Below are 21,953 nucleotides of genomic sequence, written 5' to 3'. Positions count from 1 at the left end.
CACGGCGGGAGAGGGCGCGGCGCCCGGAAACGCGAAAGGTCCGGGACCGGCACGTTCGTGCCGGTCCCGGACCCGTGAACGGGGTGTGCGTCAGCCGTCGATGCGGTGGGTGGTCCAGAACGACGTCAGGTCGGTACCGGTGGCCGCCTGCGCCGCCGCCTTGAACTCGGCGGTGGTGGAGACGCCGTACCAGTGCGCGCTCGCGTAGGTCCGCAGCAGCGTGGTCATGGCCGAGTCGCCGATGAGGCGGCGCAGGTCGTGCAGGGCGCACTTGCCGTAGCCGTAGACGACGGTGGAGTAGCGGGAGGAGTGGGCGTCCCAGTAGGCCATCGAGTTGGTGATCTTCTCGGCGGACGAGGCCCAGGACACGCTGTTCCAGCAGTTGGTGCCGCTCAGCCCCTGCGCGAGGTCGGTCGCGTAGTCGGTGAACGCCTCGTCCAGCCAGGGGCTGTTGTACTCGTCGTCGCCGACGATGCCGTACCACCACTGGTGGCCGATCTCGTGGGTGAGCGCGGTGGTGCTTACCAGGTCGAGGACGAAGCCCGGGTACTCCATGCCGCCGAACCAGAAGTTGTTGTCGATGACCGCGTCCAGTTCGCCGTACGGGTAGGCCCCGAAGCGGCCGGCGTGGGCGTCCACCGCGGACTTGGCGGTGCTGAGCATGGACTGGGCGCTGGAGGAACTGATGCCCGAGACCGAGTAGATGTTGACCGGGACACCGCCCGGGGAGGTGCCGGAGATCTTGGTGAAGGGCCCGGCCGCCCACGCGAAGTCACGGACCTTGGAGGCGGTCGCGGTGGTGACGGTACGGCCGCTGGTGCCGGGGGTGTCGGTCGAGGTGCCCGTGGCCGGCACCAGGAGGCTGGTGGGGTGGTCCAGGGTGACCTTGAAGTCGGCGGCCAGGGAGTAGAACGACTCGCCGTTGTTGGTGTACGGGTCCAGGTGCCAGCCCGAGCCGTCCTTGACCGCGAGGACCGGCAGCGCGTTGCCGATCATGTTGAAGGCGCCGTCGTGGCCGAACCGGTCGGCGCCGCTCGGCACGGTGATGCCGAGGTCGAAGCCGATCGTGGTCGACTGGCCCTGCGCCAGCGGGGTCGGCAGCGCGATCTGGAGGGCCGTGCAGGCCACCGAGAGAGCGCCCGCGGTGCCGCCGGTGACGTTGCCGACCGTGATCGGCGGCGCGGAGCAGGTGCCGTGGTAGTTGTCCCACAGCCGCAGGTAGACCTCGGTGAGCGGGGTGGCCGAGGCGTTGGTGAAGGTCGCGCTCTCGTGTCCGGTCCACACGGTGCCGGCGGTGTTGCTGCTGAGACTGACCGTGTACGCCGGGGCGGCCGGCGTGCGCGTCGAGTCGGCCGGCGGGGCGGTGTCGCCGGAGGTGTCGAGGGCGAGGTCGTCCAGGACGAAGCTGGTCTGGAGGCTGGAGTCCTCGGTGCCGGTGAAGGCGAGGGTCACGGTCTGGCCGGCGAACGCCGAGACGTCGAAGGACTTCTGGACGTAGCCGGTGGCCTTGTTCAGGTTCGAGTACGTCGCCAGGGTCGTGCTGCCGATCTTCGCCGTGAGCTTGTCGTACGCGGTGGACGACGTCGTCTCGGCGGTGTCGACGTGCAGCCAGAAGGTGAGGGTGGCGCTGCTGCACCCGGACGGGATCGTGACGCTCTGGGAGAGCGTGTCGGTGTGCGTGCCGCCGACGCCGTCGAGCCAGGCGAAGCTGGTGCCGCTGTGGGCGCTCTGCCCGGTGCGGCTGGTGATCACGCTGGTCGACGACTGCGTCCAGGGTGAGGTGCCGCTCTCGAATCCGCCGTTGGAGAGCACCTGGGCCGGGGTGCAGGCCGCCGCCGGGGCGGCCGACGCCGTACTGCCGGGGAGCAGGGCCGCGGCCAGTGCCGCGACGGCCAACGCGCTCGTGACGAAGGCCTTGTGGGGGGTCGATCTCACACGAAACTCCTTTGCGGCGACCGGGGTCCCGGTCTGCTCGGTGGCCGCCGGGCCGGCTGGGGTGCGCCGGGGACGGCCACGGGTCACGCGCTCTGAGTGGTGCGAGTCCGAAGCCTGACAGACTTGACCAGGCCATGTCACTAAGGGATTACCCGCGCGTCGGGAACGGTCCACGCGGCAGGGGCTGGGATCGGGTATGTCGAAGGGCGCCGGCGGGCCGCGCGCCTCGCGCGCAGTCACGGGTGGGGCGCGCGGACGCGAGGACGCCCGGGCCGGCCTGGTGAGGCCGGCCCGGGCGTCAGGTCCCGGGCGTCGCCGGGATCAGATCAGGTCGAACCGGTCCGCGTCGGCGACCTTCGCCCAGGCGGCGACGAAGTCCCGCACGAACTTCTCCTTGGCGTCGTCGCTCGCGTAGACCTCGGCGACCGCGCGCAGCTCGGAGTTGGCGCCGAAGACCAGGTCGGCACGGGTGCCGGTCCACTTGACCGCGCCGGTGGCCAGGTCGCGGCCCTCGAACGTGGTCTGGTCCTCGGAGGTCGACTTCCACTCCGTGCCCATGTCGAGCAGGTTGACGAAGAAGTCGTTGGTCAGCACGCCCGGGGTCTCGGTGAGGACACCGTGCCTGGACCCGCCCTGGTTGGCGCCGAGCACGCGCAGACCGCCGACCAGGACGGTCAGTTCGGGGGCGCTGAGGCCGAGCAGGTTGGCGCGGTCGAGCAGCAGGTACTCGGCCGGCAGGCGGTTGCCCTTGCCGAGGTAGTTGCGGAAGCCGTCGGCCGTCGGCTCCATGGCCGCGAAGGACTCGACGTCCGTGTGCTCCTCGGTCGCGTCGACCCGGCCCGGGGTGAAGGGCACCTCGACGTCCACACCGGCGGCCTGGGCGGCCTTCTCCACGGCGGCGGCACCGCCGAGGACGATGAGGTCGGCGAGGGAGACCTTCTTCGCGCCGGAGTTGAACTCCCGCTGGACGCCCTCCAGGACGCGCAGGACCTGCGCCAGCTCCTCGGGGTCGTTGACCTCCCAGCCGCGCTGCGGCTCCAGACGGATCCGGGCGCCGTTGGCACCGCCGCGCTTGTCGCTGCCGCGGAACGTCGAGGCCGACGCCCAGGCGGTGGAGACCAGCTGAGCGACCGTCAGGCCGGAGTCGAGGAGCTTGGCCTTGAGGGCCGTGACGTCGGCGGCGTCGATGGCCTCGCCCTCGGCGGCCGGCAGCGGGTCCTGCCACAGCAGGGTCTCCGCCGGGACCTCCGGGCCGAGGTACAGGGACTTGGGGCCCATGTCACGGTGGGTCAGCTTGAACCAGGCGCGGGCGAAGGCGTCCGCGAACTCCTGCGGGTTCTCGTGGAACCGGCGGGAGATGGGCTCGTAGATCGGGTCGAAGCGCAGCGACAGGTCGGTGGTGAGCATCCGCGGAAGCTGCTTCTTCGACGCGTCGTGCGCGTCGGGGATGATCGCCTCGGCGTCCTTGGCCACCCACTGCTTGGCGCCGGCCGGGGACTCGGTCAGCTCCCACTCGTAGCCGAAGAGGATGCCGAAGAAGTCGTTGGTCCACTGGGTGGGCCTGGTGGTCCAGGTGACCTCCAGGCCGCTGGTGATCGCGTCGCCGCCCTTGCCGGTGCGGTAGGTGCTCTTCCAGCCCAGGCCCTGCTGCTCCATCGGCGCGCCCTCGGGCTCGGCGCCCACGTTCTCCGCGGGGCCGGCGCCGTGCGTCTTGCCGAAGGTGTGGCCGCCGGCGATGAGGGCGACGGTCTCCTCGTCGTTCATCGCCATCCGGCGGAAGGTCTCCCGGATGTCGCGGGCCGCGGCGACCGGGTCCGGGTTGCCGTTGGGGCCCTCCGGGTTGACGTAGATGAGGCCCATCTGGACGGCGCCGAGCGGGCTCTCCAGGTCGCGGTCGCCGGTGTAGCGCTGGTCGTCGAGCCAGACCTTCTCGGGACCCCAGTAGACGTCGTCCTCCGGCTCCCAGACGTCCTCGCGGCCGCCGCCGAAGCCGAAGGTCTCGAAGCCCATCGTCTCCAGGGCCACGTTGCCGGTGAGGATCATCAGGTCGGCCCAGGAGATGGCCCGGCCGTACTTCTTCTTGACCGGCCACAGCAGACGGCGGGCCTTGTCCAGGTTGCCGTTGTCCGGCCAGCTGTTGAGCGGGGCGAAGCGCTGCTGGCCGGCGCCTGCGCCGCCGCGGCCGTCGGTGATGCGGTAGGTGCCCGCGCTGTGCCAGGCCATCCGGATCATCAGCGGGCCGTAGTTGCCGAAGTCGGCAGGCCACCAGTCCTGCGAGGTGGTGAGCACCTCCGCGATGTCCCGTTTCACGGCCGCGAGATCCAGGCCCTGGAACGCCTGCGCGTAGTCGAAACCCTCGCCGAGCGGGTTCGAGACGGCGGGGTTCTTGGCAAGGATCTTCAGGTTGAGTCCCTCGGGCCACCACTGGCGGTTGCCGCCACCCTGGGTGGGGTGGGGCGCCCGGTCGTGTGCGACCGGGCACGTGCCCGCGGCGTTCTCCTGGGTCTCGGACATTGGGGGAAATCCTTCCGGAGGGGGCGGATCGACATACTCAGGAATCAGTGACGGTGGAGCAGGCGGGGCACAGGCCCCAGTAGATGACCTCGGCCTCGTCGATGGCGAAGCCGTGGTCGTCCGAGGCGGTCAGGCACGGCGCGTCGCCGACCGCGCAGTCGACGTCGGCGACCGCGCCGCAGGACCGGCACAGGACGTGGTGGTGGTTGTCGCCGACGCGTCCCTCGAACCGGGCCGGGCTGCCGGCCGGTTCGATACGGCGTATGAGTCCGGCCGTGGTGAGCGCGTGCAGCGCGTCGTACACGGCTTGGAGCGATATGTGGCCTACGCGCTCACGAACGCCCGAGGCGACCCCTTCGACGTCGAGGTGGTCACCGCGGCGGACGGTCTCCAGCAGCGCGACGCGGGCGGCCGTCACCCGCAGGCCGACACCACGGAGCTCGTCGGCGGTGGTCGGGGGCTGGGATGCGGTCATGGCCGCCAACCTACCTCCACAAACACGAGTGATTCAAGAAAACAAACAATTCAAGTCTGGTGACGGCACGCAGAACCCCGGCCCCGCCCCGGCCCCCCGAGGCCGCCTCGCCACCGCCCCCCTCACGGACTTTGCCATCCCTTTACAACCCGTCCCGGTGCCGGGTCGTCTCTTCGCTCGATCCGTTACTCAGCCCGCCCCGACCACGGCGGGCCGACGAAAGAGAGCGTCTCCATGCGCCGAACCGTCCTGACCGCCACGGCACTGGCCTGTACCGCCGTCCTGGGCGCCACCGTCCCCGCGTTCGCCGACGGCACCACCCCGCGCCCGGTCCGCACCGCGACGCCGACCCCCGCCACGTCCGCGGAGCCCTCCGACGCCCCCTCCGAGGTCCGGTCCGCCGAGCCCACCCAGGCCTCGACCCCGGCCACGGCCCGGGACCGCCGCCAGGTCGCGGCCGTGCCCGCGGGTGCGCCCGACACCGGGGTGGCCGAGCCGGCCTCGGACTCCGGGACGGAGAACGCCCTGATCGGCGGCGGCGCCGCGGCGGTGCTGGCCGCGGGCGCCGTCCTGGTCACCGTGCGTCGCCGCCGGGCGACCGGGGCATGACCTCCCTCTCCAGGCGCGCCTTCGTCTCCGCGGCCACGGTCGCGCTGCTCGCGGGCTGCGCGGGGCCGACGGCCCACCGCACGGCCGGCGCCGTCCGCGACGAGCGGCCGTCCGCGCCCGCGCCGTCCGCGACGCCTGCCGCGCTCGGGCGTTCCGTGCCGGTCCGGCTGCGCATCCCGGCGATCGGCGTGGACACCCCGCTGCTGCGGCTCGGGCTGGCGCCCGACGGCACGGTGCAGGTGCCGCCGGTCACCGCGCACGACCGGGCCGGCTGGTACCGCCACTCCCCCACCCCGGGGCAGGTCGGCCCGTCGGTGATCCTCGGCCATGTCACGGTCGGCAGCTACGGCGACGGCGTCTTCCGCCGACTCGCGGAGCTGCGCCGGGGCGAGCGGGCGGTGGCGCGTCTGGAGAACGGCCGGTCGGCGGTGTTCACCGTCGACGAGGTGCGTACGGTCGCCAAGTCCGCGTTCCCGACGAAGGACGTGTACGGAGACGTGGACCGCCCCGAGCTGCGGCTGATCACCTGCGGAGGCCCGCGCGGCGGCGACGGCTACCTCGACAACGTGATCGTCTTCGCCTCGCTGACCGGCACGACCGCCTGACCCCCGGTACGGCGGTGCGGGACCGGCGGAACGCGTCCGGCCGGTCCCGCATCCTCCTCATCGCCACGATGAGCCCCTCGACCCTGGAGAACGTTGAAACGGTCCCGTGACAAGGCGGCGTCGGAGCTGTTCGCCGCCCTGTACCCGCGCCTGGCCGGCTGGTGCCGCCGTCTGGTCGACGACGACGAGACGGCCCACGAGATCGCCTCGGAGGCCTTCACCCGGCTGTGGGCCCGCTGGACGTCGGTGGAGGAGCCCCGCGGGTTCCTCTACGTCACAGCGGCCAACCTCGTGCGGGACCACTGGCGCAAACTGGAGCGCGAGCGCCGGACCGTGCGCCGCGTCGGCTCGGAGGCCGCGACCCGCCCGCACCCCGAGCAGGCCGACCCCTCGGTGCGGCTGCTGGTGCAGTCGCTGCCGGAGCGACTGCGGGTCCCGATCCTGCTGCACTACTACGCTGACATGCCGATCCGGGAGGTGTCCGAGCTGACCGGACGCAAGGAGGGAACCGTCAAGGCCGACCTGCACGCGGCCCGTGAACTGCTCCGCGGCCATCTGAGGAGAAGCCTTGACCACACGCCTTGACGAGGAGCCGGAGTTCGACGGCCCCGACGATCCGCTCACCGTCGTCCTGCGGCCGCCGGCCGCGTATCTCGGCCCGCCGGCGGGCCGCTACGAGGAGATCCGGCGCGCCGCGGGCCGCCGCCGGCTGCTGCGCGTGGCGGCCGGGGCCGGGGCGACCTGCGCCGTGGGCCTGCTCATCGCGCTGCCGATGCGGCTGACCGCCCCCTCGGCGCCGGTCACCCCACAGGTCCCGCTCGCACCGCCGGCCGTCAGCCCGACGGCCCCGCACCACGTCCCGCCGTCCCAGGCGCCCAGCGCCCGCGCGCCGCGTACGAGCGTCACGCCGGAGCGCAGCCGCGCCGCCCTGGACCCCGGCCGCACGCAGTCGTCGACTCCGTCCGCGGCCCGGAGCACGCCGTCCGAGATCCGGAGCACGCCGTCCGACGGAACGCGCAGGACCGCCGCCACCCGGTCACCGTCCTGACCGCGTCAAGCCGGCGGAGGGCCGCATCACCCGTTCGTGCTCCCGTGTTTCGACGGACCGTCCGTGCCGGGCACGCACGGTCCGGGGCGTCCGGGCAGGGGGTGCGGCGCTCGGCGGGGGCGGCGACCGGTACCGGCCGTCCGGGTAGGGTCGCACCCGCCCATCCGGCCCTCCCGGCTCGGCGTTGGTGTGATGTTTCGCGCGAGGCCGTAATGAAGGGTACGGAACGGGCAACGCTCCGTTCCATGCTCCACGCGCGAACCCTCCGGCAGGTGACCCGATGACGACGGCGACCAAGGCCCCGCTGACCGCTCCGGCCGCCGCCCCGCCCTCCCGCACCCAGCCGTCCTCGCCCGCACCCTCGCTGCCGTCCCTCACCGGGCTCCGCTGGATGGCCGCGCTGCTGGTCTTCGGTCTGCACGTGCACAACTTCCGCTACTTCGGCGGCACCGGCGCGCGATTCATGTCGTGGGGGTTCGAGGCCGGCGCGTCCGGGGTGTCGTTCTTCTTCCTGCTGTCCGGGTTCGTCCTGATGTGGTCGGCGCGGCCTGGCGACCGGCCGGGGCGCTTCTGGTGGCGGCGCGTCGCCCGCGTCTACCCGGTGCACCTGGTGACCGTCGCGATCGCCCTGCTGATGGCCCTCACCCTGCCCCGGCAGCCGCGGCCGACCCTGCCGCAGGGCCTCGCCGACGTCCTCCTGGTGCACTCCTGGTGGCGGCCGTGGTGGCAGACGCTGGACCCGGTCAGCTGGTCGCTGGCCTGCGAGGCGTTCTTCTACGCCGCCTTCCCGCTGCTGGCCCTGCTGCTGCGCCGGCTGGAGGCGCGGGGCGCCCGGCTGCTGGCCGGCGTCTGCGTCCTCGCCGTGTTCGCGCTGGCCTGGACCGAGGCCCACCACTGGTGGTCCCAGCCGATCAGTTCGTTCCCCGCGGCCCGGCTGCCCGAGTTCGTGCTCGGCGCGGCCACCGCGCGGCTGGTGCTGCTCGGCCGCTGGCGCGGCCCTGGCCTGGAGGCCTCGCTCGCACTGGCGGTCGTCGGCTACTTCCTGGTCCCGCAGTTCACCGCCGAGTACGCGGCCACCGCGTGCACCATCACGGGTTTCGCGCTGCTCATCCCGGCGGCGGCGCTCGCGGACCTGCGCGGGCTGCCCTCGCTGTGGCGGCGCCGGTGGCTGGTGCGCCTCGGAGAGCTGTCGTTCGCGTTCTACATGGTCCATCTGCTGGTGCTGCGGGCGGGTACCCACCTGCTCGGTACCCGCCCGCGTTTCGGCCCGCTCACCGGCTCGGCCGCCGCCGTCGTCGCGTTCGCCGTGTCGCTCGGCCTGTCCTGGCTCCTCTACGAGGGCGTGGAACGGCCGGCCCGACGGCTGCTGCTGCGGCGTCCGACACGGCGGACGACGGCCTGACCGGCTACGGGAACTGCGTCACCTTGGAGGGGGTGGTGCTGGTCCCCGACGTCGGCGATCCGGTGGTGTTGACGACGTGGGCGTACTGGCCCATGCCGCCGAGCGAGATCACCAGCAGGTCGTGCATCTTGATGCCCGAACCGGTCGGCACCTGGAAGCCGTTGGACTGCACGATCGACGGATCGGCCGTGTAGTTGCAGTAGCTGCCCAGGCCCCACGCCTCGTGGTTGGTCACGGTGTCGGCGACCTTATAGGCCGCGTATCCGACGACGCCGTCATGGGTGATGGCGGCGGCGTTCGGGGCGTCGTAGGCCTTCTCGTTCTGGAAGAAGATGGTGCGGCCTCTCTCGCCCTGCCAGTAGACGTCGTACTTGTTGAAGTGCTCGACGAACAGACCCGTGGCCAGGACGTCGTTGCCGTTGACCCGCAGGCCGTAGTCGGCGCGGTTGGTGTTCCAGCCGACCCCGGCGCCGTGGTCGGCGCGCCACAGCCAGGTGTGGTCGATGATGACGTTGTTGCTGTTGACGACCACGGAGTTGGTCGCGAGGCCGGGTCCGGCACCGCCGATGCGGACGAACACGTCCTGCATGCTGGTCGGGTTGGCGGAGTGGTCGGCGGTGGAGCCGGGGTCGCCGATCCGCAGCAGGGTGTCGGAGTTGACCGAGCCCGCGTCGATCAGGAACCCGGCGAGCTTGACGCCGTCGACGTCGGCGACGTGCATGGCGTCGATGCCGTTGTCCGGGACCAGGGTGGCCAGACCGAGGCCGAGCACGACGGTGTTGGCGCGGGTCACGTTGATGGTCTGGTCGAGGTGGTAGACGCCCGGGGTGAAGAGCAGGTTGAGGCCCTGGGCGAGAGCCTGGTTGATGGTGGCCGCGGTGGCGCCGGCCTTGACGACGTAGAACTGGTCCAGCGGGATGGAGCTGCCCGCGTTGGCCGGCCAGGACACGCCTCGGGCGTTGGTGCGCTTGGCCGGGACGAAGACCTTGTAGGTGCTGCCGTCCAGGTACAGGAACGGCTTCTCGCGCGAGACGGGGGTGGTGTCCAGCGTGGTGTACGGGCCGGAGTCGAAGTTGGTCGCGGGTGCGCCCTGGACGCCGGTGAAGGTCATGTTCCAGACGCCGTTGGTCCAGCCGCCGACCGAGCTGTCGCGGGTGTACCACTGCTGCTGGGAGTACGGGCCGACGGTGCCGTCGATCTTCGAGTCGGCGATGTATCCGCCGGAGGCCCAGCCGTAGCCGTTCGGCGCCAGGTTGAGGCCGCCCTTGACGTGGACGCGGCGGAAGGGGGCCGCCTGAGCCACGGCCCACCGGTCCGTCCCGTTCGACGGCGTGATGGCGAGGTTCTCGGCCGAACGCCAGAAGTTCTGGGTGGCGTTGCCGTTGAACCAGCCGGCGTCGACCGTGACGTCACCGTTGATCTGCGTGTCGTCGGGGTTGAGACCGAGACCGGAGATCGAGGTGTAGAAGCCGATCTGGGCGTTGATGTTGTTGTAGGTGCCCGGCTTGAGCAGGAACTGGTAGCGACCGCTGCCGAACTGCGCCGACTCCTGCTGGGCGAAGACCGAGTCGAACTTCGCCTGGAGATTGGGGGTCGAGGGGTCGACGACGATCACGTTGGGGCCGAGGTCGCCGCCGCCCTGGACCGGCGGTGCGCCGGTGGTGGAGCCGAAGACCTGGAACTCCCAGAGCGAGTAGCCGTACTGGGTCGCACGGTGCACGCCCTGCATCCGGACGTAGCGGCCCTGTCCGGACACGGCGAGCGTGTCCGTGCCGCCGTCACCGCCGGTGACCGACTTGAGGTCGGTCCAGCTGCTGCCGTTGGCGGAGATCTGGACCTTGTAATCCTTGCCGTAGGCGGTCTCCCAGTTGAGGACCACCTGGCTGACCGTGGCGCTGGCGCCGAGGTCGACCTGGAGCCACTGGTCGTCGGTGAAGGCGGACGACCAGCGGGTACCGGTGTTGCCGTCCACCGCGTTGCCCGCGACGGTCCCGCCGTTCTCCTCGGAGGAGGCGGTGGCCGTCTTGCCCTGCGACAGCAGGGAGTCGGCGGCCTGGGCCGCCGGAGCGTGCACGGTGGGTAGGGCGAGCAGCGCTGCCATGGCGGCGAGCGCGACGCCCAGCGATCTCAATCTCATCAGCGGCTCCCTGAAGTGGGCACGGGACGCACTCAACCGGAGCGCCCCGCTGCTTAGTTCAGGTTTTGATTTAAGTGGTGAGGCAACTGGGCGACAACCCTTCGGCAGCGGTTTTTTCGACGGCCCTCCCTCCGCGGGGTCGCGGAGGGAGGCCGGCGGAGGGGCCCGGGGCCCAGGTCACCGGGCGGCGAGCTGCTGGTACATGGCGGCGGGGTCGCCGGACAGGGCGCCCTTGACCCAGCGGGTGAGATCGTCGGCCAGCACCTCGTAGGCGTCCGACTCGACGCCGTCGAGAGCGGCCGAGGCGATGTCCCGCGGGCTCGTCTTGGGCGCGTCGATGTGGGCCGCCATGTCGGTGTCGACGTAGCCCATGTGCAGGCCGGTGACGCCGATGCCGAGCGGCTGGAGCGCCTGACGGAGGCTGTTGGTCTGGGACCAGAGGGCGGCCTTGGAGGCACTGTAGGCGCCGCCCTCGGCGAACCAGGACAGCACCGAGTGGACGTTGAGGACGTGGCCGCCGCCGTTGCGCTCGATCAGCGGGACGAAGGCGCGGCTGACCAGCAGCGGGCCGTAGAAGTTGGTCTCGAACTCGGCGCGGATGTCGTCGAGCGAGGAGGTCAGGAAGCGGGTGCCGGTGGCGACGCCCGCGTTGTTCACCAGGATGGTGACGTCCTGTGCCTGCTCGGCCACGGCGGCCACGGAGTCGGGGTCGGTGACCTCCAGCGCCAGCGCCACCGCGTCGGGGTGGGCGACCGAGCGCGGGTCGCGGGCGGTGGCGTAGACCTTGCCGGCGCCGCGTGCGTACAACTCCTCCACCAGCGCCTTTCCGACGCCTCGGCTGCCACCGGTGACGAGGACGACGGAGTCCTTGATCGCGGTCATGACACTCACTCTCCAGACGGGATGGCGACGCTGGAAACCGATCGGTTTCCAGCGGTTCGGAGCCAGTGTAAACCGATCGGTTTCCGGCTTCAATCGCGATCTACCGCCAGGAGCCGCCGGACACACCGGACGCCCGTACGGGCAGGGCGAGTTACTCGCTTCAGTTCCTTGCGTCCGACCCCTGGCTACGGACTCCTACCGGGCGGTATACAGACCCCCGACACACGCGTGCGGCCGCCCGTCGGGACCGGTTCCGCGCGCGTCCCGTTTCCAGGGGGGATCTGTATGGCGTACGGCACCGGACGGGACGGTTCGGCGGCACGGCACCGGCGCAGGGCCACCGTGGCGGCGGCGCTGGGCGGCTGCGCCCTGGTCGCCGCGTCCACGACACCGGCCGCGGCGCACGGCGGCGGTCACGGCGGCCACGACCGCGGCATCCGCTACGCGGCGCTCGGCGACTCCTACACCTCGGGCCCCGTCATCCCGACGCAGGTCGACGCCGACTGCGCCCGTTCCGATCACAACTACCCGTCGCTGGTGGCGGCGGCCCGGCACGTCAGCGCGTTCAAGGACGTGAGCTGCGCGGGCGCGACGACCGCGGAGATGTGGAAGGCGCAGGGCACCAACGGACCGCAGCTCGACGCCGTACGGCGGGACACCGACCTGGTCACGGTCCAGATCGGCGGCAACGACATCGGCTTTGGCTCCATCATCGGGACCTGCGCGACGCTCGGGGCCACGGATCTCGCGGGCAACCCCTGCCAGCGCTACTACAACGCCTCCGGCACCGACCAGCTGACGGTCAGGATCGCGCAGACCGCGCCCAAGGTCGACAAGGTGCTGCGCGCCGTCCGCGCCCGCGCCCCGCACGCCCGGATCCTGGTCGTCGGCTACCCCGACCTGCTGCCCGACGACGGCAGCGGCTGCTATCCGACGGTGCCCTTCGCCGCCAAGGACTTCCCCTACCTGCGGGACGTCGGCAAGCGGCTGAACCTCATGCTGCGCCTGGTCGCCGCGTGGAACGGCGCCGGGTACGCGGACACCTACGGCCCGACCGTCGGCCACGACATGTGCAAGGCCCCCGCCGACCGCTGGATCGAACCCCTCCAGCCGGCCTCACCGGCCGCTCCGGCCCATCCCAACGCCAAGGGCGAGGCGGCCATGGCCGGGGCCGTGCTGGCGCGGCTGGACCGGCGTCACTAGCGGCTCCCGCCGCCCCGACACCCCGGCCCGGTGCCCCCACGGGAGGGGCCGGGGGACGGTTCGCGATAGGTTGGCCTGCATGAGCGACAAGGTTTACTTCGACATCTCGATCAACAACGAGCCGGCCGGCCGGATCGTGTTCAACCTGTTCGATGACGTGGTCCCGGAGACGGCCCGCAACTTCCGCGAGCTCGCCACCGGGCAGAACGGCTTCGGCTACGCCGGTTCCGGCTTCCACCGGGTCATCCCCCAGTTCATGCTCCAGGGCGGTGACTTCACCCGCGGTGACGGCACCGGCGGCAAGAGCATCTACGGCGAGAAGTTCAAGGACGAGAACTTCAACCTGAAGCACGACCGCAAGTACCTGCTGAGCATGGCCAACGCGGGCCCGCACACCAACGGCTCGCAGTTCTTCGTCACCACCGTGCTGACGCCGTGGCTCGACGGCAAGCACGTGGTCTTCGGCGAGGTCGTCGAGGGTTCGGAGATCGTCGACAAGATCGAGGGCTACGGCACACCGAGCGGCACCCCGAAGGCCGAGATCAAGATCACGGCGAGCGGCACGGTCTGACCGCGTCCCACCGGCACGGCGACGGTGGCCGGGCGACGGCCCGGTCACCGTTCGTCCTCCGGTCGGCGGGTCTCCCCGGCCCGCGGCGGCGCCCGGCCGGCCGGGTGGTCGTGCGCGCTGAGGTGTTCCAGGGCCTCGGCCAGTTCCTGGCAGGCCTCCTCGATGGAGAGCCGGGTGTTGCGCTGCTCGGTGATCACCGCCGACAGCAGCAGCGCGGTCAGGGCCAGTGACCCGTTGAAGAGCTGGAGCTTCAGCATCACCTCGACGTGCGACAGCCCGGTGAAGGCGCCGGTGCCGTCCGTCGCCGCGATCGTGGCCATCACCGACGCGAACAGCGCGCACGGCATGCTTCCGGCCAGCCGGAAGCGCAGCGCGGCCCAGATCAGCAGCGGGTAGACGAGGAAGAGCGCGCTCAGTGTGCTGCCCGTGGCCACCGGCACCAGGACGGCCGCGCCGACGACGAGTGCCAGGGTCTCCTTCCAGCGGGTGAGCGGCGGTCGGCGGGCCCCGAGCAGCACCAGCAGGACCGGAGTGACGAGCAGGACGCCCATGGCGTCGCCGACCCACCACGCCAGCCAGATGGGCCAGAAGTTCGCCGCGTCGAGTTTCCCGGCGCAGACCAGTGTGATGACGTCGACGGTGGCGCTGACCGCCATGGCCGCGAGCGCCCCGAGGAACACCAGGCACAGGCCGTCCCGGAGCCGGCCGAGATCGGTACGGAATCCGGCCCGGCGCAGCAGCAGGCAGGCGCAGACGGGGCCGGCCGAGCTGCCGACGAGGATGCCCACGACGTCCGGTCCGGGCGTGCCCAGCGACAGCACGAGGAAGAACGCGCCGAGCGCGATGCCCGGCCAGCAGCCCAGGCCGAGGACCAGCAGGCAGGCCAGGGCGACCCCGGTCGACGGATAGACGGGGGTGAAGACGGCACCCTCGACGGTGAGCCGACGGAGCAGGCCCAGCCGCCCTGCCGCGTAGTAGCAGGTGGCGACCGCCAGCACCTGGACGGCGTACCCGACCGGCCGGCGCTGTTCCTGGATACCCACCACAGCAGCCATCAGACACCGGTCCACCCAGGTCGGCGAGGCGAAGGCCGCCTTCGGCTGACGTGCGGGCCCGGTGTCCGGGGTGTCAGGGCGCGCCGTCGAGACCGTCGTGGCCCATGACCAGGACCGCGGCGTCGTCCTCGTGCCCCACCTGTTCCGCGCCCTTGATCACGGCGGCCGCCAGCGAGTGCGCCTCCAGGCCGGCCACGGCGGCGATGCCGGCCAGCCGCGCCACCTGGTCGAGACCTTCCTCGATGTTCATCGAGGGCCCTTCCACCACGCCGTCCGTGAGCAGCACGACCACGCCTCCGGTGGTGAGCCGGAACCGGGACACCGGGTACTCCGTACCGGGTTCGATGCCCAGCGGCGGCCCGCCCTCGTCCTCGCCGATCCCGGACTTCCCGTCCGCGGTGGCCCAGACGAAGGGGATGTGACCGGCCCGCGCGCTCTCCAGCACCCCGGTCTCCGGGTCCAGCCGCATGAACGTGCAGGTGGCGAAGAGATCGTTGCCGAGGGTGATCAGCAGGTCGTTCGTCCGGCCGAGCAGTTCGCCCGGTTCGCCGGTCACCGAGGCGAGCGCGCGCAGGCCCGCTCTGACCTGGCCCATGAAGGCGGCGGCCTCGATGTTGTGGCCCTGGACGTCGCCGATGGACAGGCCGATGCGGCCGTCGGGCAACGTGAACGCGTCGTACCAGTCGCCGCCCACGTTCAGCCCGTAGGTGGCGGGCGCGTACCGGACGGCGAGGTGGAAGCGCGGGGTGTCCGGCAGGTTCCGGGGCAGCATGCCGCGCTGGAGGGCGATGGCCAGCTCGACCTGGGAGCGCTGGTACTCGGCCCGCTCACGCGCCTGGGCGGTGAGCGTCCTGAGTCGGGCCAGCAGCTCGTCGTCCGTGGAGAGCTTGCGGGGCATGGACCACTCCGGCGGAGGCGACGTCCTTTCCAGGGCGAACCGCGAGGTTTTCACCTTGACAGATCATAGGCCGAATATCGGACGAACGGCCGCTCGCGGGGGCGGACCGCGGGGCGGTTTCGCCCGGCAGACGGCACGGTTGGGCGGACGGGACGGTCCGGTGGCCGGGACGGTCGGGCCGCCGGAACGGTCCGGTGGCCGGGACGGTCGGGCCGCCGGGACAGTCCGGTGGCCGGGACGGTCGGGCCGCCGGGACAGTCCGGTGGCCGGGACGGTCCGGTGGCCGGGACGGTCCGGTGGCCGGGACGGTCGGGTCGCTGGGACAGCCCAAGGGGCCACACGGCCCGAGAAGCCGCGCGGCCCAGCGGGCGGCACGGTCCGGCTGGGGCGGGGGACGGCCGGCTGGGGGCGGGACGGTTCGGCGGGCGGCGCAAGACCGCGGGGCGCCCCCGGCCCCCGGGCGGGGGGCCGGGGGGGGGGGCCCGGGCGGACACCCCCCAGCACCCCCCGGGGGGGGGGGGCCCACCCCGGGGGGCCCCCCCGCCCCGGGGCCCGGCCCGCGGCCCGGGGCGCCCGGTCATTCCTCCCGGATCCCCTCCGGGCGGCGCGAGGCCCGCATCGTGCCGACCGTCCTGAGCAGCCGGTCGGCGGGCTCGCGCAGCCGGGGATGGGCGAGGACGGTGTTGCGCAGCCCTCGGACCGGGCGGCGCCACATCCGGTGCGCCGCGGCCACCGGGTGGGCGCGGGTGGCGAAGCCCTCGCCCACCCGCAGCTCCCGGGTCTTGAGCCAGTCCTTGTACTCCTTGTCGCCCCGCCCCAGGTCCACCAGGGTCACTCCCCCGCGTGCCGCGCCCTCGGCGGTGCGCAGGTGCATCATCAACCCGGGCGAGTAGTAGTGCAGTTCCGGGTCGTAGGCGGTGAACCAGGCGGCCAGCACGGTGCTCGATCGCGGCCCGAAGTGCGCGGCCACCGGGCGGTCGCCCGCGTAGAGCACGGAGAGGACGCCGGTGAAGTGTTCCGCGCGGGTGTGGAAGAGATGGTCCACGAGGTCGACGATCCAGGGGCGCGCGAAGCGGTCCATGCGTCCGGTGCGCCGGTACTGTGCGGACTTCCAGCGCATCAGGGTCCGCAGCACCGCCGGATCGCGTTCGTCGAACTCGAAGCGCAGCTCGCCGATGTCGCGGCCCAGGCGCCGCTCCTTCTTCAGCGTGGTCTTGGCCAGCCCCGGGTAGCTGGCCCGCAGCCAGTCCGGGTAGCCGCCGTCGCCGGGTTTGACGTCGATCACCGGCGAGGCGAAGGTGCCGGTGACGTGACCGGCGAACGGCCGCTGCTCGGCGACCAGATGATCGAACTCGAAGATGGACAGCCCGCACGCGCTCAGCAACTCCTGCGCGTCCCAGGTGACTCCGGGCCGGTGGACCAGCGCCTGACAGTCGGAGAGACCGAGCCCGACGGCCCGGCCGACGCCCAGGGCGTTGCGCTCGTACGGGAGGAAGCCGACGGGTTCACCGGCATCGCGCAGGACGGCCACCCGTACGCCCCCGCGGTACCTGCCGACGCCGGTCGCGAACTCCGGTGCCAGGAACGGGTTGGCGTACTCCGGCGACTCGTCCATCGCGTCATGCCAGGCCCGGCGGAGCGACTGGGTCAGCTCGCCGGGTCTGTGGACCGTGATCCGCACCTCAGATCGACCGCCCCTCGGCCGCCGAGGTGTCCGGCGCCTGACTCCGGGACCGGCTCCCGGACCGATCTCTGCTCCGACCTCTGGATCGCATGGGCGACCGCTCCCCCCATCACGCGGAATCCGCGTCCCGCCGTTGCCGCGAACAGCTCCTGCTCCCCGCCGGCACCGCCCGTCCGGACCGACGACGGTGTCGCCGGTCCGGAGGTGCCGCTCAAACGTCGCGAAACAGTACGCACACTGTCAAGAGTGCCACTGTCACGGCGGGTTGTGGTGGGGGATCCGGACTTTCCCGGCCCTTCGCGTCAGGTCGCCGTCGCGGCCGCCGCCGCCCGGCCCGCCTGGCGGCCCGAGTAGAGGCAGCCACCGAGGAAGGTGCCCTCCAGCGAGCGGTAGCCGTGCACTCCGCCGCCGCCGAAGCCGGCGACCTCACCGGCGGCGTACAGGCCGGCCACCGGGGTGCCGTCGCTGTTCAGGACGCGTCCGGACAGGTCGGTCTGGAGGCCGCCCAGGGTCTTGCGGGTGAGGATGTTGAGCCGGACGGCGATCAGCGGGCCGGCGGCGGAGTCCAGGATCCGGTGGATCGGCGCCGTACGGCTGAGGGAGTCGCCGACGTAGCTCAGGGCGTTGCGGATGCCCTGGACCTGGACGTCCTTGGAGTACGGATTGTCTATCTCGCGGTCGCGGGCCTCGATCTGGCGCCGCAGGTCGGGGAGGTCGATGAGGTTGTCGCCGGTCAGCTTGTTCATCCCGGCGACGAGATCGGTGAGGTGGCCCGCGACCACGAAGTCGACGCCGTTGTTCTTGAACTTCTCGATGGGTTCGGGGGTCTGCCAGATCCGCGAGAGCAGCTGCCAGACGTTCTTGTTGGTGAGGTCGGGGTTCTGCTCCGAGCCGGAGAGCGCGAACTCCTTGGCGATGATCTTCTGGGTGGTGACGAACCAGGAGTAGTCGTAGCCGGAGGCGGTGATCGAGCCCAGCGTGTGCAGGGTGTCGTAGCCGGGCACGTCCGGTGAGGTGAAGCGGCGGCCCTTGGCGTCGAACCACAGGGAGGACGGGCCCGGCAGGATGCGGATGCCGTGATGGGGCCAGATCGGGGCGTAGTTGCGCAGGCCCTCGGTGTAGTGCCACATCCGGTCGGGGTTGACGATCCGGCCGCCCGCCCGCTCGGTGATGGCCAGCATCCGGCCGTCCACGTGCGCGGGGACCCCGGTGACCATGAACTTGGGTGCGGTGCCGAGCCGGGCCGGCCAGTTCTGCCTGACCAGGTCGTGGTTGGCGCCGATGCCGCCCGAGGTGACGACCACGACGGGCGCCCGCAGTTCGAAGTCGCCGACGACGGTACGGCTGCTCGGGGTGCCCCGGGCCGCGCTGCTGGGCTCGAGGACCGCGCCGCGCACACCGGTCACCGCACCCGCGGTGGTCACCAGCTCGTCCACCCGGTGGCGGAACCTGAAGGTCACCTTGCCGGCGGCGACGGCCGCCCTGACCTTCTTCTCGAACGGCTCGACGACGGCCGGGCCGGTGCCCCAGGTGACGTGGAAGCGGGGCACCGAGTTGCCGTGCCCGTCGGCGAGGCCGCCGCCGCGCTCGGCCCAGCCGACGATCGGGAACCACTGCACGCCGAGGGAGGACAGCCAGGAACGCTTCTCTCCGGAGGCGAAGTCCACATAGGACTGGGCCCACTTGTAGGCCCAGTAGTCCTGGCCCTTCGGGTCGGCGACGCCGCGGTCGAAGCCGGCCGCGCCGAGCCAGTCCTGCCAGGCGAGGTCGTGGGAGTCCTTGACGCCCATCAGCCGCTGTTCGTCGGAGTCGACGAAGAACAGTCCGCCGAAGGACCAGAACGCCTGGCCGCCGAGGCTCGCCTCCGGTTCCTGGTCGAGCAGCAGCACCTTGCGTCCGGCGGCGGCGAGTTCGGCGGTCGCGACCAGGCCGGCGAGGCCGTGGCCGACGACGATCGCGTCCGCGTCCTGGGACTCGGCGGCGGACGCGCCGGCCTGACCGAGGGTCAGGCCGGCGAGCGTGCCGCCGGCCACCGTCAGCACCTGACGGCGGGTGAAGCGGGACGGCAGGCCGGAACCGTCGACCGGGCCGGCGTCTGCTCTGGGATTCTCCATGGGCGGGGATGCCTTCCGTACGGATGCGGGCGGTGCGGGAGACAGGTCTGAGACTGCCGCGACGGCAGGGTGTTACCGACGGTAGCCCACGGTTCACGGTGGCGGCCAGAGTTCTGCACACGGGGATTGTCAGATATTCACAGGCTGGCCAACGCACGTGTTTCCGGGCCCAGTTGACTGCGGACCGGGCCGCCGATCGCCGAGCCGTCGCCGCTGGAGCACTTCCTGACCGCCCGTTGGGGGCTGCACACCACCTGGCACGGGCACACCCTGCACCAGTCGGCCGACCACCCGCCCTGGCCGCCACACCGGGCCGAACTCCTCGGCCTGGACGACGGTTTGATGGCGGCCGCGGGGCCGCCCGCGCCCGCCGGGCCACCGGGCCACCGGTCAGCGCGCCCTGGCCGCCGGGCGTAAAGGTGCGCTTCGGGCGGCCGGAACTCCTGCGGCGGGCCAGGTAAAGACTTCGTATGGTCTAGTCCAAAGTCCCACTTTGGTCCAGTCCAATCTATTGACGTGATCGCGACACCTCCGGAAGCTGGGGCACCAACCCCCCACCTCCCCGGCTCCCCCCTGGAGGCACCAGTGAGACCCCTTCGCGCATGTCTGGGCGCGGCGGCCGCCGTCACCCTCGCCGCCGCCGGCACGACCGCGCTCGTGGCGAGCAACGCCTCGGGCGCGACCACCGCTCTGAGCAACCGCTGGTACGCGGCCGCGCCGTACCTGATGCCGCTGGACAACAACCCGCCGAACGCGGCCACGATCATGGACGCCACCGGCCTCAAGGCCTTCCAGCTGGCCTTCGTCCTCGCCCCCAACGGCGGCGGCTGCTCGCCCACCTGGGGCGGTACCGCGGCGGTCTCCTCGGACACGGCCGTCCAGTCCGTCATCAACACGATCCGGGCCAAGGGCGGTGACGTCTCCGTCTCGATCGGCGGCTACGGCGGCACCAAGCTGGGCCAGACCTGCGCGGACCCCGCCGCCACCGCGGCGGCCTACCAGCAGGTCGTCACCAAGTACGGACTGCACGCCATCGACTTCGACCTGGAGGAGCCGGAGTACGAGAACACCGCGGCGATCAAGAACGAGATCGGAGCGGCGAAGATCCTCCAGCAGAACAACCCGGGCCTGTACGTCTCGGTGACCACGGCCGGCACCGCGGACGGCACCGGCTGGTTCGGCAAGCAGATGCTGCTGGAGGCGAAGTCCCAGGGCTTCACGCCGAACAACTTCTCCATCATGCCGTTCGACGGCGGCTTCAGTTCAGCGGCGGCTCAGACCGGCGCGCTCACCAACTTCAACTCGATCCTGCAGTCCACCTTCGGCTGGGACCAGGCGACCGCCTACGCCCACGAGGGCTTCTCCGGGATGAACGGGCGCAGCGACTCCGGGGAGTACTTCTCCCAGGCCGACTTCCAGACGGTCCTCGACTACGCGACCAACCACCACATGGACCGCTTCACGTTCTGGTCGCTGAACCGCGACCGGCAGTGCACCCCGCCCGACAACAACGGCACCACGTCCGGGACCTGCTCCAGCGTGGCGCAGAACGACTGGGACTTCGCCAAGTACTCGGTGAAGTTCGCCGGGGTCACCCCGCCGACCGGCACGCCCACGCCCACCCCCACGCCCACCCCGACCCCCTCGTCCACCTCCTGCACGACCGCGTGGAGTTCGGCGGCGGTGTACACGGCCGGCAACGAGGCCTCGTACGGCGGCCACAACTGGAAGGCCAAGTGGTGGACCCAGAACGAGGTGCCCGGCGCCTCGGAGTGGGGCCCCTGGCAGGACGAGGGCACCTGCTGAACCTCTTGACGGGGTTGGTTCGGACCTTTAGCTTCACGGGTCATCGACGGTTATGGATGCGTCCGCAGTTCACGGACATGAACACCGGACCTCCGGGCGCGTCCCTCCCCGAAAGGACCCCCCACATGAACCTCTCCCGGCTGTCGGCGGCTCCCGCCGCCGCGGGCCTCGCCCTCGCCCTCGTCCTGCTCACCGGCGGCAGCGCGGGAGCCGCTGACCCGGGCAAGGCACCCGGCGGCAACTTCGACCTGTCCGTCTGGCAGCTCCAGGAGCCGGTCGGCTCCCCCGGCTCCCCCACCACCATCTCCTCGTCCCGGCTGCAGGGCTCGAACGGCTACCAGGACGCGTACTTCTACACCGACACCCGCGACGGCGCGATGACCTTCTGGGCACCGGAAAAGGGCGTCACCACCCCGAACTCCAACTACGCCCGCTCCGAACTGCGCGAGATGAACCGCGACGGCAGCGCCGCCAACTGGTCGCTCGGCGGCAGCCACCGGATGAACGCGACGCTGCGGGTGGTCTCGGTGACCAAGAACGTGTGCGTGGGCCAGATCCACCTCGGCACCGGCGGCTCCTCCACCAAGCCGCTGCTGGAGCTGTACTACCACTCCGACGGCGACATCGTCCTCGGCACCGAGAACTCCCCGTCCGGCGGCCAGACCACGCGCACCGTGGGCCATGTGCCGGTCGGCAAGACCTGGACCTACTCCATCGCCGTGTCCGGCGGGAACACCATCGACCTGACCGTCAACGGCTCGACGACCCACTACGGCATCCCGTCCTCGTTCAACCAGTACAAGCAGTACTTCAAGGCGGGCTCGTACAACCAGTCGTCCTCCGACAGCACGACCAACGGCGCCCGGGTCGCGTTCTACGGCCTGACCGTCCAGCACGGCTGACACCGGCCGGACCGAACGGGCGGGGGGGGGGGGCGGCGCGGGCGCGGCGGCCCGCCGGCGGCCCCCCCCCCCGCGGGGCGGCCCCCCCCCCCCCCCCGGCGGGAGACCCGGGC

The 21,953-nt window shown here is 71.8% G+C and carries 19 protein-coding genes; 10 read left to right on the top strand and 9 right to left on the bottom strand.

Features of this window, described 5'->3' with window-relative positions:
* Window positions 1–90: 90 nt before the first annotated feature.
* The 3 genes from ACIRQ9_RS13940 to ACIRQ9_RS13930 form a co-directional block, all read right to left on the bottom strand.
* A complete protein-coding gene (locus tag ACIRQ9_RS13940) occupies window positions 91–1,935 on the bottom strand; it encodes a M1 family aminopeptidase (RefSeq protein WP_404171435.1) in 1,845 nt (614 codons plus the stop codon).
* A 321-nt stretch (window positions 1,936–2,256) separates the two neighbouring features.
* Window positions 2,257–4,449 carry a catalase/peroxidase HPI gene (gene katG, locus ACIRQ9_RS13935; protein WP_404171432.1) on the bottom strand — a complete coding sequence of 731 codons (2,193 nt, stop codon included), beginning with the start codon at window positions 4,447–4,449 and terminating at the stop codon, window positions 2,257–2,259.
* A 37-nt stretch (window positions 4,450–4,486) separates the two neighbouring features.
* Window positions 4,487–4,924, bottom strand: coding sequence for a Fur family transcriptional regulator (locus ACIRQ9_RS13930; RefSeq protein WP_404171429.1), 438 nt, complete (start codon window positions 4,922–4,924; stop codon window positions 4,487–4,489).
* Window positions 4,925–5,158: 234 nt separating this feature from the next.
* Here ACIRQ9_RS13930 and ACIRQ9_RS13925 point away from each other — a divergent pair, with 234 nt between their 5' ends.
* The 5 genes from ACIRQ9_RS13925 to ACIRQ9_RS13905 all read left to right on the top strand — a co-directional run bounded on the left by ACIRQ9_RS13925 (window position 5,159) and on the right by ACIRQ9_RS13905 (window position 8,588).
* Complete coding sequence (locus ACIRQ9_RS13925) at window positions 5,159–5,533, top strand: sortase-dependent protein (RefSeq protein WP_404171426.1); 375 nt, start codon at window positions 5,159–5,161, stop codon at window positions 5,531–5,533.
* A complete protein-coding gene (locus tag ACIRQ9_RS13920) occupies window positions 5,530–6,138 on the top strand; it encodes a class F sortase (RefSeq protein WP_404171423.1) in 609 nt (202 codons plus the stop codon). The genes ACIRQ9_RS13925 and ACIRQ9_RS13920 overlap by 4 nt, the downstream gene beginning before the upstream one ends.
* A 93-nt stretch (window positions 6,139–6,231) precedes the next feature.
* Complete coding sequence (locus tag ACIRQ9_RS13915; protein WP_351734333.1) at window positions 6,232–6,723, top strand: RNA polymerase sigma factor; 492 nt, start codon at window positions 6,232–6,234, stop codon at window positions 6,721–6,723.
* Window positions 6,707–7,186 (top strand): hypothetical protein, encoded by a 480-nt coding sequence (locus ACIRQ9_RS13910; protein WP_404171420.1) that lies wholly within the window; start codon window positions 6,707–6,709, stop codon window positions 7,184–7,186. Before ACIRQ9_RS13915 ends, ACIRQ9_RS13910 begins: the two co-directional genes overlap by 17 nt.
* A gap of 280 nt (window positions 7,187–7,466) precedes the next feature.
* Window positions 7,467–8,588 (top strand): acyltransferase family protein, encoded by a 1,122-nt coding sequence (locus ACIRQ9_RS13905; RefSeq protein ID WP_404171417.1) that lies wholly within the window; start codon window positions 7,467–7,469, stop codon window positions 8,586–8,588.
* A gap of 4 nt (window positions 8,589–8,592) precedes the next feature.
* Here ACIRQ9_RS13905 and ACIRQ9_RS13900 read toward each other — a convergent pair whose 3' ends face one another.
* Together ACIRQ9_RS13900 and ACIRQ9_RS13895 are read right to left on the bottom strand one after the other, a co-directional pair.
* Window positions 8,593–10,725: a discoidin domain-containing protein gene (locus ACIRQ9_RS13900; RefSeq protein ID WP_404171414.1), complete on the bottom strand. Its 2,133-nt coding sequence runs from the start codon at window positions 10,723–10,725 to the stop codon at window positions 8,593–8,595.
* 177 nt (window positions 10,726–10,902) lie between these two features.
* A complete protein-coding gene (locus ACIRQ9_RS13895) occupies window positions 10,903–11,607 on the bottom strand; it encodes an SDR family oxidoreductase (RefSeq protein WP_404171411.1) in 705 nt (234 codons plus the stop codon).
* 285 nt (window positions 11,608–11,892) lie between these two features.
* Here ACIRQ9_RS13895 and ACIRQ9_RS13890 point away from each other — a divergent pair, with 285 nt between their 5' ends.
* Window positions 11,893–12,810: an SGNH/GDSL hydrolase family protein gene (locus tag ACIRQ9_RS13890; RefSeq protein WP_404171408.1), complete on the top strand. Its 918-nt coding sequence runs from the start codon at window positions 11,893–11,895 to the stop codon at window positions 12,808–12,810.
* Between the two features lie 79 nt (window positions 12,811–12,889).
* A complete protein-coding gene (locus tag ACIRQ9_RS13885; RefSeq protein ID WP_404171405.1) occupies window positions 12,890–13,381 on the top strand; it encodes a peptidylprolyl isomerase in 492 nt (163 codons plus the stop codon).
* Window positions 13,382–13,425: 44 nt separating this feature from the next.
* Here the strand turns inward: ACIRQ9_RS13885 and ACIRQ9_RS13880 are convergent, their stop codons facing one another.
* The 4 genes from ACIRQ9_RS13880 to ACIRQ9_RS13865 all read right to left on the bottom strand — a co-directional run bounded on the left by ACIRQ9_RS13880 (window position 13,426) and on the right by ACIRQ9_RS13865 (window position 19,132).
* Window positions 13,426–14,427 (bottom strand): MASE1 domain-containing protein, encoded by a 1,002-nt coding sequence (locus ACIRQ9_RS13880; protein ID WP_404171752.1) that lies wholly within the window; start codon window positions 14,425–14,427, stop codon window positions 13,426–13,428.
* An 82-nt stretch (window positions 14,428–14,509) separates the two neighbouring features.
* Complete coding sequence (locus tag ACIRQ9_RS13875) at window positions 14,510–15,334, bottom strand: PP2C family protein-serine/threonine phosphatase (RefSeq protein ID WP_404171402.1); 825 nt, start codon at window positions 15,332–15,334, stop codon at window positions 14,510–14,512.
* A 577-nt stretch (window positions 15,335–15,911) separates the two neighbouring features.
* A complete protein-coding gene (locus ACIRQ9_RS13870; protein ID WP_404171399.1) occupies window positions 15,912–17,015 on the bottom strand; it encodes a GNAT family N-acetyltransferase in 1,104 nt (367 codons plus the stop codon).
* A 305-nt stretch (window positions 17,016–17,320) separates the two neighbouring features.
* Entirely contained in the window at window positions 17,321–19,132 is a 1,812-nt protein-coding gene (locus tag ACIRQ9_RS13865) for an FAD-binding dehydrogenase (protein WP_404171396.1), read from the bottom strand.
* 177 nt (window positions 19,133–19,309) lie between these two features.
* On the opposite strand from ACIRQ9_RS13865, the gene ACIRQ9_RS13860 reads away from it, so the two are divergent.
* The 3 genes from ACIRQ9_RS13860 (at window position 19,310) to ACIRQ9_RS13850 (ending at window position 21,840) form a co-directional block, all read left to right on the top strand.
* On the top strand, window positions 19,310–19,549 hold the full coding sequence (locus ACIRQ9_RS13860; RefSeq protein WP_404171749.1) for a DUF2071 domain-containing protein: 240 nt from the start codon (window positions 19,310–19,312) through the stop codon (window positions 19,547–19,549).
* Between the two features lie 168 nt (window positions 19,550–19,717).
* A complete protein-coding gene (locus ACIRQ9_RS13855) occupies window positions 19,718–20,938 on the top strand; it encodes a carbohydrate-binding protein (RefSeq protein WP_404171393.1) in 1,221 nt (406 codons plus the stop codon).
* 125 nt (window positions 20,939–21,063) lie between these two features.
* Window positions 21,064–21,840: a polysaccharide lyase family 7 protein gene (locus tag ACIRQ9_RS13850; protein ID WP_404171390.1), complete on the top strand. Its 777-nt coding sequence runs from the start codon at window positions 21,064–21,066 to the stop codon at window positions 21,838–21,840.
* Window positions 21,841–21,953 lie beyond the last annotated feature (113 nt).

The sequence above is a fragment of the Streptomyces sp. NPDC101237 genome (genome assembly GCF_044767465.1).
Taxonomy (GTDB): domain Bacteria; phylum Actinomycetota; class Actinomycetes; order Streptomycetales; family Streptomycetaceae; genus Streptomyces; species Streptomyces gramineus.
Note: the sequence above shows the minus strand (reverse complement) of the source record. Positions and strands in the feature narration are given on the sequence as shown.